Here is a 15,693-nt window from a genome sequence, read left to right on the forward strand (position 1 = left end):
CCCTTAATCTGGAAATTCTCTCTAGTGGGACGCTACCAGTCTACCACAAATGCTATCTGGTGGGAATCTCTTCTAGATCATTTATGAGACTTACTGGCTCCAATTGGTAAGACGAAAATGTCTCAGAAAAAGTTACATACGTAATGATCGATTTGGAAAAATTTTTTTGTCATTCTTTTATCAAAAAAACCAGGTCTTTACTTGACCTGGTTTTTCGACACCCTAGTACAGCTTGGTATCCGGACCTACATTTTCAAGCTTTTGTTTCACACTCTGAAGGAATCGTCCGCAAATCAGACCATCCAGCACGCGATGATCCAAGGACATGCACAGATTGACCATCGAACGCACTGCAATCATGTCGTTAATGACGACAGGGCGTTTCACAATGGATTCGACACTAAGTATCGCAGCTTGCGGAGCATTGATAATCGGTTGGGACAAGACAGAGCCAAAAGAGCCTGTGTTGTTAACCGTAAAGGTCCCGCCTGTCATGTCATCCATTGTCAATTTCCCTGCACGGGTGCGAGCTGCCAGATCATCGACTGCCTTAGCAATGCCAAGAATTGATTTTTGATCAGCATGCTTGATGACAGGAACATAGAGAGCATCTTCCGTGGCTACTGCGATGGAGATGTTGATGTCCTTTTTCACGATGATTTTGTCATGTGCCCATGTGGAATTGATCATCGGGTACTCTTTCAACGCTTCTACAACCGCTTTGATAAAGAACGGAAGGAATGTGAGGTTGAGCCCTTCTTTTTTCGCAAATTCACCTTTTGCCTGATTGCGGAAGTTAACGAGATTGGTCACGTCTACTTCGACCATCGTCCAAGCATGTGGAGCTTCGTGCTTGCTCTGTACCATCCGGTTTGCAATCGTACGACGAATCGACGTTACGGGTACAACTTGATCACCGCTTGCAACCGGAATTTCTACGGAAACAGCAGGAGTCGAAGCTGGTGCTGACGGCACAGGTGTTGAAACGACAGTAGATTGTTCGACTGCTGCCACGGGAGCCTGCGCGACTGTTTCTTTCACTGTCTCAGCTGGCTTTTGGCCGCCCGCGTCGATAATCGCTTGGACATCTTTGCGCGTAATACGACCGCCTGCTCCAGTCCCTACAACGCGGGACAAATCAATGCCATGTTGCTGTGAAAGCATGACTACAGCAGGTGAATAACGTTGTTTTGGTCCATCAATGACTGGTGCTTGCTGAATCGATACCGCCGGCGTAGCTGCCTTTGGCTGCTCGGTTGCAGGCGCTTGTGGAGCCGTAGTTTCCGGTGTGCTAGCAGGCGCTGCAGTTCCACCTTCCGCTCCGCTTTCTTCTATATATAGGATCAATGTGCCGACAGCGACTGTCTCACCTTCTGGTACGACGATCTCAGTAACGCGTCCTGAAACGGTAGAAGGAACCTCTGCGTTTACTTTATCCGTCGTCACTTCAGCCAGCGAGTCGTATTTCTTCACCGTGTCGCCTACATTGACCAACCATTTGCTAATAGTGCCCTCGGTCACGCTCTCTCCGAGCTGGGGCATAAGTACTTTCGTTGCCATGATCCTTGGTCCTCCTCGCCTTAAAAGTTGGCCAGCTCGCGCATTGCTTCCAATACTTTTTCCGGGTTCAGCATAAAGTATTTTTCCATCGGCGGGCTGTATGGCATAGCTGGCACATCTGGACCACAAAGACGTTTGATCGGTGCATCCAAATCGAACAGGCAATGCTCCGCTACAATGGCAGCTACCTCACCGCCAACGCCGCCCTCTTTGTTGTCCTCGTGTACGATCAATACTTTGCCTGTCTTCGAAGCCGCTTCTACAATCGCTTCTTTGTCCAACGGATACAGTGTGCGCAAATCGAGCACATGCGCGCTGATTCCTTCTTGTGCAAGCTTTTCCGCAGCTTGCAGACAGAAGTGCAGAGTCAAGCCGTAGGAGATGACCGTGATATCTGTCCCCTCTCGCTTCACGTCCGCTTTGCCAATCGGCAACACATAGTCGTCCTCAGGCACTTCGCCCTTGATCAAACGATAGCAGCGCTTGTGCTCGAAAAAGAGCACCGGATCTTCATCGCGAATCGCTGCTTTTAGGAGACCTTTTGCATCATATGGTGTCGAAGGTGCCACTACTTTCAAACCAGGGGTGTTCGTGAACATCGCTTCCACAGATTGCGAGTGGTACAGTGCACCATGAACCCCGCCGCCGAATGGGGCACGAATCGTGATTGGGCAATGCCAGTCGTTGTTCGAACGATAGCGCATTTTCGCCGCCTCACTGACAATTTGGTTCACAGCTGGCATGATGAAGTCCGCAAACTGGATCTCCGCGATTGGACGCATACCGTAAGCTGCCGCACCAATCCCTACACCGACAATAGCGGATTCAGCCAGTGGCGTATCAATCACACGCTCCTCACCAAACTCATCAATCAACCCGTTTGTCGCACGGAAAACCCCACCGCGTACGCCAACGTCTTCTCCGAGGATAAACACATTGGAATCGCGACGCATTTCTTCACGCATCGCCATTGTAATTGCATCAATAAAAGAAATGACTGCCATAAAAGATCCCCCCTTATTCCCCGTATACGTATGTCATTGTCGATTCTGGCGTTGGATATGGCGCGGTTTCCGCATATTCAGTGGCTTCATCCACTTCCAGCTGGACGCGGGCAAGCATATCTGCTTCCTTATGTTCGTCCAAGAGCCCGATCTCTCTCAAATAGGCAGCGAAAACAATCAACGGGTCCTTTTTCTTCGCTTCTTCTACTTCTTCTCTCGTACGATACACACGATCGTCATCGTCACTAGAGTGCGGAACAAGGCGATACATAACGGCTTCAATCAGCGTTGGCCCTTGACCACTACGAGCACGTTCAACCGCTTCTTTCATGACTCGATATACTTCAATCGGATCGTTTCCGTCCACACTGATTCCAGGGAAGCCGTAACCAATCGCACGGTCTGCTACACTTTCACAAGCCAACTGCTTATTCAGTGGTACAGAGATCGCGTATTTGTTGTTTTCACAGAAAAAGATAACCGGGAGCTTGTGGACACCCGCAAAGTTCGCCCCTTCGTGGAAGTCCCCCTGGTTACTGGAGCCTTCTCCGAACGATGCATACACAACAAAATCTTTTTGCTTCATTCTACCTGCCAAAGCCATACCAACTGCGTGTGGCACTTGAGTAGTCACAGGGCTTGAGCCCGTCAAAATATTGTACTTCTTGCCACCGAAGTGACCTGGCATCTGTCTTCCACCGCTATTCGGATCTTCTGCCTTCGCAAAAGCGGACAGCATGCAATCACGGGCTGTTTGGCCAAAAACCAGAACCAAACCAAGATCACGATAGTACGGGCACAAGAAGTCTCTGTCTTTTTCCATCGCAAAAGCTGCTCCCACCTGAGCTGCTTCCTGACCCTGGCAGGAAATCACGAACGGTACTTTGCCCGCACGATTCAACAGCCATTGGCGCTCGTCAATTTTTCTGGCCAATAGCATGTAATAATACATGTCAAGGACTTGCGCATCGGTCAATCCCACTTGCTCATGTCGCTTGGTTGTCATCGTTACATACCCTCCTTGCTAATTGTGTATCGCTTTTCCGTCGACAGCCTGCGCTGCCTCCATGATTGCTTCTGATAAAGATGGATGCGGGTGAATCGTCTGTCCGATCTCCCACGGAGTCGCATCCAGTACACGGGCCAAGCCCGCTTCGGAAATCATATCTGTCACATGTGTACCGATCATGTGAACCCCTAACAAATCATTGGTCTTGGCATCAACGACCAACTTCACAAAGCCGTCATTCTCACCGTGGATCAGTGCTTTACCCAACGGCTTAAAGCTGAACTTGCCGATCTTTACATCGTAGCCTTGTTCTTTTGCTTCTTTTTCAGTGAGTCCGACATTTGCGACTTCAGGTCTGCTATACGTACATTTCGGAACCTTGGTGTAATCCATCGGGTGCGGGTTTTGCCCAGCCATGTGCTCTACCGCGAGTATTCCTTCATGCGAAGCAACATGCGCCAATTGCAGACCGCCAATCATGTCACCAATCGCATAAATATGAGGCTCTGCGGTCTGGAAAAATTCATTAACCACGACTACGCCACGCTCGACTTTGATTTCTGTTGCTTCCAAACCGATGTTTTCTACATTCGCTTGGCGTCCTACAGATACGAGTACCTTTTCAGCTTCAAAGTTTTGGACTCCATCCTTGACTTCCGCCTGAATAGAGACTTTGCCTTCCCCTTTTTCCAACGATTCAGGCAGCACCTTTGCTCCCGTCACGATGTTGACTTTCCGCTTTTTCAACAGACGAGCCAATTCCTTGCTCACTTCTTCATCCTCAAACGGCAAAATACGGTCGGCGTACTCCACAACAGTTACTTCCACACCGAAATCATTGAGCATGGAAGCCCACTCAATCCCGATGACACCGCCACCAACGATGACGACAGAAGCAGGCAATTGCTCCCACTGCAACGCTTCATCGCTTGTTACCACATATGAACCGTCAATGACCAAACCGGGAAGTGTGCGTGGACGAGAACCTGTTGCCAGCAAAAGGAATCGTGGAACGATCATTTCTTGGTCCCCGTTCTCCTTTTCAATGCGCACAGCACCTGCCTGCGGAGAAAAAATGGAAGGCCCCATAACTCTTCCAAAGCCTTCGAAGACAGTAATACTGCCTTTTTTCATCAAGTACTGAATCCCTTTGTGAAGTTGGTCGATAATGCCTTGCTTTCGCTCTTGTATTTTTGTGAAGTCATAGCCTACAGTACCTGCCGAGACTCCGTATTTGTCAGCTTCCTTCAGGGTGGAGAATACTTCTGCACTGCGCAATAGCGCTTTTGATGGGATGCAACCACGGTGCAAGCAAGTACCACCGAGCTTTTCTTTTTCCACGATTGCTACCTTCATTCCCAATTGGGAAGCGCGGATTGCCGCTACATAACCGCCGGTACCTCCCCCGAGGACGACTAAATCAAACTCTTGAGACACCACGATCTCTCCTTTCATTCGGAAAGCTAACCTGCGTATTTACGAGAATATGAATATTCAAAGAAAACGGTTTATGTATTCCTGACCGCCCTCCATAGAAGAGCGGACAGGAGTTTGAAATTTATAGAAGAAACGAGATTAGCGCTTGTAAACAGTCTTGCCGTTTTGCAGGAAAGTATTACGTGATCTCGCAACACTTGCAATGCGCTCTTCCGCCATGCGGTCAGCAGCTTTGTAGGAAGCCATGCCATCACGTTCAGCGATTTCGTAAATTTTCAGGATGCTGTCATAAATCGTTTCTACTTTTTTCAGTGCACGCTCGCGGTTGTAGCCTTGCAGCTCATCTGCCACATTGATTACACCACCAGCATTGATCACGTAGTCAGGTGCGTAGATCAGACCCATTTCGTGAATTTGGTCGCCGTGTCTCTCTTCTTTCAACTGGTTGTTAGCTGCCCCTGCGATCACTTTTGCTTTGAAAAGTGGAATGGTGTCATCGTTGATGATTGCACCCAATGCGCAAGGAGAGAAGATATCGCACTCTACACCAAAGATCTCGTTTACGCCTACCGCTTTGGCACCGAAATCGTTCACTGCGCGATCTACGTTTTCTTGATTGATGTCCGTTACGATCAAATGCGCGCCTTCTTCATGCAGGTGGCGGCACAGATTGTACGCTACGTTTCCTACACCTTGTACGGCGATCACACGTCCGGAGAGAGAGTCAGAACCGTAAGCCAATTTAGCAGCAGCTTTCATTCCACGGTAAACACCATAAGCTGTTACTGGGGATGGGTTGCCACTGGAACCGAATGCTGGAGAAACGCCTGTGACGAAATCTGTTTCCAAGTGGATCATATCCATGTCTGCTACCGTTGTTCCTACATCCTCAGCTGTGATGTAACGACCATTCAGCCCTTGAATATAGCGACCGAAAGCACGGAACAGCTCTTCGCTCTTGTGCTCACGCGGATCACCGATGATGACTGCTTTACCACCACCGATGTTCAGTCCTGCTGCTGCGTTTTTGTAAGTCATCCCACGACCGAGACGCAGTACGTCCACAATCGCCTCTTCTTCTGTTTTATACGGCCACATGCGCGTACCGCCGAGTGCTGGTCCTAATGTCGTATCATGAATGCAAATGATTGCTTTCAAACCGGAATTTTCGTCTTGGCAAAATACCAATTGCTCGTAATCGTACTTTTGCATGTAGTCAAAGATGTTCACTGAAGAAACCTCCCTAGTATCTTTCGTTTTCCGCTTAGGTAAGCTAGCGTAACAGTGGGCTCCATTTGGAGAATTTCCCGTCAAGAGGTATATGCAAAAGTCATGCCAATAAAATCAAACTTATGAAAGCGCTTTATTTACAAGAACGTGGAATGAGTATCCCGACGTCAAGTCTGCATTTTTTTGCATATACGCGCAAATATTTGCGTGCAATATTTTGCACAGGTGCTTCGTTACTCTTCCTGCACATCCATGATGCCCAATTTTTCCATCTTGTAGTACAAACTGCGAATCGCGATTCCGAGGCGTTTGGCTGCAAGGGTGCGATTGCCTTTGGCTGCTGCCAGTTCCCGCAATATGTGCTGACGTTCTGCCTTTTCCACAGCTTCTTTTAACGAGGTAGCCGTGGAACCCTCATGCTGGGTCTCTTCCTTTTTGGTCGAAACAATTCTTCTTTCCAGTGGGGGTAAATGCTCCGGCAAAATGATTCGCTCGTTGATCCGCATATGAATCATCGCCCTGCCCAGTACATTCTCTAGCTCGCGTACATTGCCTGGCCAGTGATAGGACAGAAGCATCTGCCATGTTTCTTCATGCAGTTCTTCTACATTTCTTCCGTACTCCAGATTGGCTTTTCGTAGCAGGTGCATAGCAATCGGTTTAATATCTTCCAAGCGCTGTCTGAGTGAAGGGATATGAATCGGCACGACCTGGAGACGATAATACAGATCTTCACGGAAACGTCCCGCTCCAATCGCCGCCTCCAGATTCACATGGGTAGCCGCAATGACGCGAACATCGATGTTGATCGGTTTCGTTCCACCCACTCGTACAACCTCTCGCTCCTGCAGGACGCGCAAAAGCATGACCTGCATGCTCATGGACAGTTCGCCGATCTCGTCCAAAAAGATCGTTCCACCGCTCGCTTCCTCAAACAGCCCCCGCTTTCCTCCTCGACGCGCGCCTGTAAACGCGCCTTCTTCATAACCGAAAAGCTCGCTCTCCAGCAGGCTCTCTGAGATCGCTGCACAATTGACACGGATGAATTGGTTGTATTTTCGTTCACTTGCATTATGTATCGCGTGGGCAAACAGTTCTTTCCCCGTTCCTGATTCCCCACGAAGGAGGACAGTTGCTGGTGTTGACGCCGCTTTTTTGGCTTGCTCGATCGCTTGCTGCATAGGCTCGCTATAGCCAATGATGTCTGCAAAGCTATATTTTGCCTCCAAATTGCGGATGATACGACGAGCTCTCTCCAGCTCTTCTGTCAGGCGCTTGAATTCGGAGACATCGTGAATGACGCCAACGCTGCCTTTCAGCTCCCCATCGACCACAACTGGTGCAACATTGACCACGACGTCCTTGCGCTTTGGTCCTAATTTCATAGGGACGCCTCTCACTGCCTTCTTCGTTTTCAGGACTTGCATGTGCATGCTATCGCCTTCGGAAATGTCTACCGTCGCTGGTTTCCCGATGATGTCGTCTTGCGAAAAGCCCGTAAGCCTTGTGTAGGCCTTGTTGATCAAAAGTCCATTCCCGAATTGATCAACGACTGATATCGCTTCGTCCGATGATTGAATAATCGCTTGCAGCATGCTCTGCAAATCTTTCAAGTTCGTCACTTCTTCTGCCAACGCCATGATTTCTGTAATATCACGGAAAATGGCAACGGCTCCGACAACTTCTCCTCGATCATTGCGAACGGGCACGCGGTTTGTAATAATCCGCGTCTGATTCGGCAAGACCTGCTCCTGATTCAATTCGGGAGAGCCTGTCTTTAACACAATATGTAACCGAGTGTTCGGTATACGCTCCGAGACTTTTGTATCCAGCACTTCACTCGCCTCGATGCCCATCAATCGCTCTGCAGCTTTGTTGAACAACGTAATAATTCCTTGGCGATTGACCCCGATAATCGCGTCATGAGTGGAGTTCAGCATCGTTTCGCGCTCCCGCTGATTTTGCATCAAGACTGCAATCAGCTTATCGCGTTCCCGAATCAATTTCATGACGATTCTCGTAAACGTTCCCGGGATGAGCACCGTCTTATCTTTCTTTAATTGCCTGAGATGCTCATACTCCCCCAGGTCCCCTGTAGCTTCTAAAATGACATCCAGATCCTCATCCAAATAAGGCCGATAATCTTGATCGGCGGGAATCCCCAATGATTGGGCCAACAGTATGCCTGGAGCGTCCGGCCGTTGATCGACCACAGCCACGACTTGTAATCGGTCCATCTGGTTTAGCATCCGCAGGAGTGCTGTACCACCACGTCCCGCACCAACGATGAGCAGCTTGTGCATGCGAGAGACCCCTCACTTTTTGAACAACCTCTTTACGATCTTACTCGTTACCATTGTACTCCAACAAATCGTTGATGGACAGGCGTTCTTCCCTAACGTGCGCTCGTTCGTGTGCAACAGGTACGGTGGACAAGGCTGTTCGCATCCGATATGATGAAAAGACCTTATTGTAGTTGTTGAAGTCGTTTACGCATTTGAGAAAGGGGTGAAAAACCCTTGGTTTTTCAGAAAATCATTGCACTCTTAATTATGGTAATCCCGGCGGCAATCGCCATGTACGGAATCAAGTTAATTCGTGACGCATTCTTCTATTCTGCCTCTCCGGATGTTGGATTTTTATGGGGAAAACTCATTCTAGGGATACTGGCTTTCGCCATCCCTGTATGGTTTATTGCCGGATTTATTCTCCATCACGAACGCAAAAAAAATCGCGTACAGCCCCGTTTCATGGTTCCTGAACCTGATGACGAGGACTAGACCAAACCGGACGAGCCAGTCTGGTTTTTTTTATTTTCAGCTTCTGTAGCCCTCCCCCATTGATCGAGTCGTCGGAGCCAACCAACCTGTTCAATGACATGGGAAAACGAGCAAAATTCTGCCGTAACCTGAAGACACAAGAAAAGCACGAGCATACTCGCCTGTACATAAATCGGTGTCCCGATGACCAAGGAAAAGCCTACTGCAAAGCCCAAGGCATTCGCCCCTGTATCTCCGAGCATGATTTTGCCGCCAGCGTCATGGGGAAACATGAGCATACTCGCCACGAAGATAGGCATCAAAAAAATCCAGTTTGCCATCGCCGGTTCGGCTCCTATTGTCCAAATGCCAAAGGCCCCTGCAATTGCTGTCAGGCCCCAAAACACTTTGATCGCCCTTGCAGGCCGTAAATCAAACAAGTTAATGATGTTGGGGGAGAGAGCAAGTAAACCAAAGGAAACAATACCTGCCCACAACGAGTTCGAAAGAGAGAAGGAAAGACAAAAAGCCATGCTTGTCCCACCTATCAGCTTCCACATGCCACTGGTCATTCGCCTCTCTCTCCATAACACGCCGAAATGTCCACGAAAGCCTTTTGCATCCCGATCTGATGCGCGATCGTCACGCCACCCCCAAAAGGCCATTGTGATCATACCTGTTAGAAATAAAAAGCCGTGCAGGAGAAGCTCGCTTTTGGCCCCTCTGAGCAAAAGGAATCCGATCAGCACGATCCCGGTTATAGCGCTCGAACATACGAGGATAAGACCCCCTGCTGTCAATACTGGCTCTCTATCGTAATTGAATCGATTCATCCCCATGGCTTTGAGCTTTTGTGTACCGATTTTATGCAGCGGGCGGTCAAGCACCAGCGGAAAAACGACCGCGACAAGCATCATAAACATCATGTTTTTCGTTTCCACTCATGCCCCTCCCACCATTTCCAGCATAGCGTTCGACTAATCGCGACAAACTCTTTTCCTCGATGACAGAAGCCTGCCCAATCGTTTTTCGTTTCACGGTGCGAAAAAAAGACAGGGACCTCTGCTACACGATACCCTGCCCGCAAAGCATCGACAGTGAGCCCCACCTCTATGCCGAATCCTTTATCTTGGCACCCCAATCGGTTAAGAAGCTCGCGACGTATTGCCCGTTGTCCCGATAGTGGAGCTTTTGCTTCAAAGCCTGTCAACATCCGAATGCCATGATGGGCCAAGCCTTTTGCTAATCCGAGCCCTGCTTTCACTTGCGGAGGTGGAAGAACAGCTACCGCCATATCACAGACATCTTGTAGCACCGGCGTAACTAAATGTGCAGCTTCTGCTGCGCTGTCTCGCAAATCACCGTCGAGAAGCATGACCACATCCCCACTGGCGCACTTCCAGCCCAGTTGAACAGCTGCACCTTTCCCTTGATTGCGCGGTGCTCGAATCACCATATCCGCCCACTTGCTTGCGATGTGTGCCGTCTCATCTTTACTACCATCATCAACGACGATCAGTTCATCACAAAAAAAGCGTTCACGGATGGCACGGAGTGTATCACCGATAGAAGCCTGTTCGTTGAACGCTGGGATGACGACGCTAACTTTTTTCACGCGAGCCCTTCCTCTCAGCCAATCTATTTTGCACTTGCTCCAAAAGTGCCCATTGTTTTGCAGGAGAGTCAGGCACTTCTACGACCTGAATCCAGGAATTCGCCTGTTTTTCCCGTAGCCAAAGCGGGGCTTGCCTTGCTACCACCAAAAGCACCCCATCTTCCCACCTGTTTCCCTCGCGATACGAAACCACTTCCATGCCTACTGAATGCATCAGTTGCTTAATCTGTTCAGCTACGTTGCCATCCTCCTGCCAAACATATACCTTGCTTCCTGCAAGTTCATCCACATAGCGTATGCTCATGAGTTGGACGACTTCTTGGTTGCTACGTGCAACTTCCTTGAGCAATCGATTCATTTGCTGCCTTAATTCATGGTTGCTTTTGAGAGCCCGATCGTACTTTGCTTCCATATTGGAAAGAATGCCTTTTGTTCCTTGCGTTATCCATGAATGGCCTGCCGTCCCTCCTAACAAGATACCTACCCCAAGCGCGACAAATATGGCAGCCAGTGAAATCAAATGATAGCGGAAGGGTATCATGTATACCTCCATGAAAATGCGTTGTTCATAAAGTCCAAGTCCGCCACTGGGTCCAAATCATCTGGACAGCATGACGGGCGATCGGATTAATGACGAGCGCGGCTGAAACAGGGAGAAGCATAGCGACTATACACCACCCCCACAGCTTCCATGACTCGCTAGGCCGATAGAGATGACTGACTCCTTTGGCATCAATCAGCTTTGTCCCGATCTTCGTGCGTACCAATAACGTGCTCGCCATACCTTTGCGGCCTTTTTCCAGAAAATCAATCATATTGGTATGGGCACCGATCGTAACGATCAGTTTAGCCTCGTTTTCGTACGCTAACAGCATCGCCACATCTTCGCTCGTACCAGGCGCTGGCAACACATGAAAAGGCAAACCGAGTGCTTTTACGCGAATCGTTCCAGGTGCTGTCCCATCCACAAAAGCATGTACGACGATCTCCGCTCCGCTTTGGAGCGCTCTGTCCGAGACGCTGTCCATATCTCCCACAATCAGGTCTGGACGATACCCTGCTTCCATGAGGGCATCTGCACCGCCATCGACACCAATCAAAACAGGTCGATATTCCCGAATGTAGGAAGACAGCGTCAGTAAATCCTCTCTGTAATGTTTCCCGCGAACAACGGCAACGACGTGTCGCTGTTCCATTTTTGTATGTAATCGCACATGGCAAAGTGGTTTCAAAAATAGGTCTTTTTCCTTGCTAGCGTACAAAAGTGTATTGTCAATAAACGATGAGAGCGTGTCATCCAACTTATCGTGCGCTTCATGCCATCGGTTCAAAATAGCTGGAACCGTCACTTGCTGCAGCCTACATACATGGACCCACTTCTCTTCCAATAGGATGTACAGATTTTCTTCACGTATCGTTGCATACTTGCCCTCGACCCATTCCACGAACGAATCCGACACATCTCCATCCAGTACCTCATAGAGTGTGACACCGTTTGTTAAAAGTTGGCGAGCTCCTTCAGCCGGGTATTGCCCCGTCATGAATGGTGAAAGGTTGAGGACAACTTTTACCCCTCTTTCCAGCAAGGACTGTGCTGCTATCTCATCAACATCCGGATGATCAATGATGGCGATATGATGGGAGTGGAGACGTTTGCACAACTGCTTCGTCTTCAGATCAGCTGCTACGACAGCCGTGTATGAATGTGCTACAGAACTTTTTCGTTTGCCCACGTTTTCCACCTCCGCCTTTAGTATGCTAAATATTTCCTTCCTACATGCAAAAAAAAGAAGCCGTGCATCAAATGCACAACCTCTTTTAAGCGAAGCGTTTTCAGTTTCATCTACGCACCCTTGACCAGGTAGTAAATGATCAAACCATCTGCGAACAGGAAAACCATCAAAGATACAAAGCCAAATAAGATTGCAAATGTGTTTTTCGCTTTGATGGAACTCAAACAGCCCCAAGCAATAAAGAATGTGAAGATAAACATCAGGATGTCAAATAAAACTAGTTTCATAAACGACAACTCCTTCACCATGATGACGCAAACCGGAATACAATGGCAATTCCATTATATAGCTTCACGTATTATGAGACAAGCATATCCAAATTTGTGAACAAAAAGTTTCACAATTATTCCCCTTTTATTGTGCCACATGTTGCGTTGCCTATCCATATACTCCAGCAATCTTGCTCATTCCATTTTTCTTGCCCGGCTACGTGATCATGGATGGTGTGAATGAGGTCCTTCAGTTCCGCATCGGTCAATTCATGCAGAATGGAGCGGCCTTTTCTTGAAAGCAAGTCAGCTTCCAATTCAGACCAGCTACCGTATTCACGTCTTGTCTCCCATAGGGTTGTCTTGTTCACCTGTTCAAGCCCCGCGAGTTTCATGGTGGTCTGCACCGCTGTATCATCCGGTCTTCGTGTCTGTTCGATCGTGAGTAAGCGCGGGTACCGGGTAAAAAAATAACCGCGAAAATGAGTTGGCGATGCTGGCATTTTGACATCGTCTATCGTCCTGTCTTGTATGAAGCAAATTCCCCCCGGTGCCAAGAGCCTGATGACTTCCTTAAAAAACTTCTGCAAGTCTTGCTCCGGGAAATGATGGATCAAGGCGCGAGCGAATACAATATCCGCACACTGACTCGGCAAGCCTGTTGCGCGGGCATCGCCCTGTGCAAACGAAATCTTCGGATCGTCAGCGCATTGCTCTCTCGCCGCTTCTACCATCACCTGGGAAAAGTCAATCCCTGTGACAGAAGCAGCTCCTAACCTAGACCAAGCCTTGCTGTAAATTCCACCACCACAACCGATGTCTACGACGTTTTTTCCCACAGGATTGACGAGTGACAGGATCGTCTGACTCCACGAATCGTCAGCGGTTCTCCCCGTATAGCTCAACTGGTTTTTCTCCGCATGAAAATCAATGGTCATTCCTATTTCGCCTCCATAAACTCCAGTCGGTTTCCAAACGGGTCCTCTGTGAAAAAGCGGATAAGGTGAGGAATTTCTTCGTCAATCCGAAACGATACCTCATTTGCTTGCAGATGCTCCATCAGCGAACCAATGTTTTGCACAAGGAACGCCGGATGTGCTTTTTTCGCGGGAATGAATCCTTCCTCTACGCCAATATGAATCATTTGAGCGCCACATTGAAACCATACACCACCTCGTACGAGAAGCTTCTCTGGCTTTGGAACCTCCGGCATTCCCAAAAGCTCACCGAAAAACTTGCGGGCTACGTCCTCCGTTCCTCCTGGTGCTGCTAATTGTACATGATCGAGCCCAATCCATTCATGCTTTGTTGTCATCGTCTTCATTTCCTCCTCTTTTTTTACACATAACCATCCATTCGTCAATCTGATGGGTCATTACTTTGCCTTCCTTTGTGGTAAGCCCGAGATATTCCTTTTGTTCGTCTGTAGCGTTTAGCAGCAGTTTTTCGACGTCCGCCTCCTGCTCAACTGATTCGGAAGTACGCTGAACCCATGGTAAAAACTCAAACCTTTTTTTGCGTTCCTGCTGCTTTTGTGGATTCAAGCCGTTCGCTTCAAACAAAGCGCGCCATTCACTTACAGAAAGACAGCGAACATGACTGGGATCGCGTGTTTTCTCTACTTCATTTATGAATGCCGAGAGTGACGACTCCTCAGGCGAAACATTGTCGATGAAGAGAAACAACCCACCAGGGGACAGCACGCGACTCACCTCACGAACAAAAGCCGCCGGATCCGGAAAATGATGAGCCGCGATTCGGCATGTGACGATCTCAAATGATTCATCGAGAAACGGAAGAGATTCTGCATCAGCCTGAACATACATCACATTATGAACAAGTGCTGTATCATTGGCCGCAGCCGCCGCCATGAGCATCGGGCGAGTCAAATCCGTGGCGACGACCAAGCTCACATGTGGAGCCAATGTCCTCGCTACGTGCCCACCTCCTGTGGCTATATCCAGTGCCCGCCACTTCTCTGCTGGCTGCATCCACTCCACCATCAGTTCCAGGTCGCTGCCCTTTGCATGCGTCTTGCTTTGCACGTATTGCTCGGCATTTTTTCCAAATTGCGCTTGTACAGCTTGTTTGATCTCCTCATTCTTCATCGGGAACACCTCCTGCCTACATCATATTCCAATGTTTGTCATCTTTGTTATAGAATACAGATAACTAGTTATCAAGAATTTGAATAGGAGGCAACTCACAATGGATCGAGAAAGTCTTGAGGTATTTTTGACGATTGCTCGTCATGGATCGATTAATCGCGCTGCACAGGCATTATTTTTGGCGCAATCAACATTGACGCACCGATTGAAGCAGTTAGAGCGCCAGGTTGGGAGTGCGCTTTTTGTTCGTACTGCCTCAGGAGTGAGTCTTACAGGCGAAGGACGTCGGTTACTACCAGTGGCTACAAATATCGTGGAGCAAATGCGGTCCTTTATCCAAGAGAAAGAACAGCGCCAATCCATGAATATCGTCGCTGGAAAAGCTTTTGTCGCCTATGAACTGCCGAGACTGATCGGGGAGTACCGGATTGCTCATCCGGGCTTCACCTGTTACGTCCGCTCTACGTTGTATGAGGAGTCCCTCAGCGCTCTGTTAACCGGAACGGCCGATATTGCCTTTCTCGGGAGTGAAATGTATCACCCGCACATCCATCAAGAATTCCTTCCCAGCGATCGGCTCCTGCTCGTCATGGCGCCCAGCCATCCTTGGGCAAGCGGGTTTCCAGGTTTTCAGGCATGGGGAACCGAGGAGATGATTGTGTTCGGGAATCACACCGCTCCTTATCGCCAACGAATTGACCGCTATCTGGCGCAGCAGGGAGTTTTTCCGAATATTATTATGGAATTGGACAGCTTCAATGCTGTTAAAAAAATGGTCGAACGTCAGCTAGGGATCACGATCCTTCCGGAAAGAACCATACAACAAGAGCTAGCGACCGGAAGATTGGTCGCGTACGATATCGCAAACGGCGAATTAGTACGCCCCACACTCATCGCCTACCTGCATCCAAAAAAAGAGGACGATGCTTTCCAGCAATTCGTCCAATGGATCAAAGAACATTATTAACA

At 48.8% G+C, this 15,693-nt stretch carries 16 protein-coding genes; 2 read left to right on the forward strand and 14 right to left on the reverse strand.

The annotated features are described in order from the left end of the window. Positions 1-222: 222 nt before the first annotated feature. The 6 genes from POF51_RS04525 to POF51_RS04550 form a co-directional block, all read right to left on the reverse strand. Complete coding sequence (locus POF51_RS04525) at positions 223-1,560, reverse strand: dihydrolipoamide acetyltransferase family protein (RefSeq protein WP_069844646.1); 1,338 nt, start codon at positions 1,558-1,560, stop codon at positions 223-225. Positions 1,561-1,580: 20 nt separating this feature from the next. After that, positions 1,581-2,564, reverse strand: coding sequence for an alpha-ketoacid dehydrogenase subunit beta (locus tag POF51_RS04530; protein ID WP_017248037.1), 984 nt, complete (start codon positions 2,562-2,564; stop codon positions 1,581-1,583). A 13-nt stretch (positions 2,565-2,577) separates the two neighbouring features. After that, entirely contained in the window at positions 2,578-3,570 is a 993-nt protein-coding gene (locus tag POF51_RS04535) for a thiamine pyrophosphate-dependent dehydrogenase E1 component subunit alpha (RefSeq protein ID WP_017248036.1), read from the reverse strand. Positions 3,571-3,588: 18 nt separating this feature from the next. Further along, positions 3,589-5,010 carry a dihydrolipoyl dehydrogenase gene (lpdA, locus tag POF51_RS04540; protein WP_069844645.1) on the reverse strand — a complete coding sequence of 474 codons (1,422 nt, stop codon included), beginning with the start codon at positions 5,008-5,010 and terminating at the stop codon, positions 3,589-3,591. 138 nt (positions 5,011-5,148) lie between these two features. After that, entirely contained in the window at positions 5,149-6,240 is a 1,092-nt protein-coding gene (locus POF51_RS04545; protein WP_017248034.1) for a Glu/Leu/Phe/Val dehydrogenase dimerization domain-containing protein, read from the reverse strand. Positions 6,241-6,473: 233 nt separating this feature from the next. Continuing rightward, entirely contained in the window at positions 6,474-8,543 is a 2,070-nt protein-coding gene (locus tag POF51_RS04550; protein WP_069844644.1) for a sigma 54-interacting transcriptional regulator, read from the reverse strand. 216 nt (positions 8,544-8,759) lie between these two features. Here POF51_RS04550 and POF51_RS04555 point away from each other — a divergent pair, with 216 nt between their 5' ends. Further along, entirely contained in the window at positions 8,760-9,020 is a 261-nt protein-coding gene (locus tag POF51_RS04555; protein WP_007720834.1) for a DUF2627 domain-containing protein, read from the forward strand. On the opposite strand, the gene POF51_RS04560 is transcribed toward POF51_RS04555, so the two are convergent. The 8 genes from POF51_RS04560 to POF51_RS04595 all read right to left on the reverse strand — a co-directional run bounded on the left by POF51_RS04560 (position 9,017) and on the right by POF51_RS04595 (position 14,724). Further along, entirely contained in the window at positions 9,017-9,940 is a 924-nt protein-coding gene (locus POF51_RS04560; protein ID WP_244521659.1) for a UDP-N-acetylmuramyl pentapeptide phosphotransferase, read from the reverse strand. The two genes, POF51_RS04555 and POF51_RS04560, sit on opposite strands and share 4 nt — an antisense overlap. Further along, positions 9,922-10,614 (reverse strand): glycosyltransferase family 2 protein, encoded by a 693-nt coding sequence (locus tag POF51_RS04565; protein WP_069844643.1) that lies wholly within the window; start codon positions 10,612-10,614, stop codon positions 9,922-9,924. The genes POF51_RS04560 and POF51_RS04565 overlap by 19 nt, the downstream gene beginning before the upstream one ends. Then, positions 10,601-11,155: a copper transporter gene (locus POF51_RS04570; RefSeq protein WP_069844642.1), complete on the reverse strand. Its 555-nt coding sequence runs from the start codon at positions 11,153-11,155 to the stop codon at positions 10,601-10,603. The genes POF51_RS04565 and POF51_RS04570 overlap by 14 nt, the downstream gene beginning before the upstream one ends. A 25-nt stretch (positions 11,156-11,180) precedes the next feature. Then, positions 11,181-12,347: a putative cytokinetic ring protein SteA gene (gene steA / locus POF51_RS04575; RefSeq protein WP_069844641.1), complete on the reverse strand. Its 1,167-nt coding sequence runs from the start codon at positions 12,345-12,347 to the stop codon at positions 11,181-11,183. Positions 12,348-12,457: 110 nt separating this feature from the next. Then, positions 12,458-12,634 carry a DUF2759 family protein gene (locus POF51_RS04580; protein ID WP_017248028.1) on the reverse strand — a complete coding sequence of 59 codons (177 nt, stop codon included), beginning with the start codon at positions 12,632-12,634 and terminating at the stop codon, positions 12,458-12,460. 116 nt (positions 12,635-12,750) lie between these two features. Beyond that, positions 12,751-13,554 (reverse strand): class I SAM-dependent methyltransferase, encoded by an 804-nt coding sequence (locus POF51_RS04585; protein WP_069844640.1) that lies wholly within the window; start codon positions 13,552-13,554, stop codon positions 12,751-12,753. Positions 13,555-13,556: 2 nt separating this feature from the next. Then, positions 13,557-13,931: a VOC family protein gene (locus tag POF51_RS04590; RefSeq protein ID WP_069844639.1), complete on the reverse strand. Its 375-nt coding sequence runs from the start codon at positions 13,929-13,931 to the stop codon at positions 13,557-13,559. Next, positions 13,915-14,724 (reverse strand): class I SAM-dependent methyltransferase, encoded by an 810-nt coding sequence (locus POF51_RS04595; protein ID WP_106834805.1) that lies wholly within the window; start codon positions 14,722-14,724, stop codon positions 13,915-13,917. The genes POF51_RS04590 and POF51_RS04595 overlap by 17 nt, the downstream gene beginning before the upstream one ends. A gap of 100 nt (positions 14,725-14,824) precedes the next feature. On the opposite strand from POF51_RS04595, the gene POF51_RS04600 reads away from it, so the two are divergent. Further along, on the forward strand, positions 14,825-15,691 hold the full coding sequence (locus tag POF51_RS04600) for a LysR family transcriptional regulator (RefSeq protein WP_069844637.1): 867 nt from the start codon (positions 14,825-14,827) through the stop codon (positions 15,689-15,691). Positions 15,692-15,693: the final 2 nt, after the last annotated feature.

It is taken from the genome of Brevibacillus sp. AG (assembly GCF_028369215.1).
Lineage (GTDB): Bacteria > Bacillota > Bacilli > Brevibacillales > Brevibacillaceae > Brevibacillus > Brevibacillus porteri.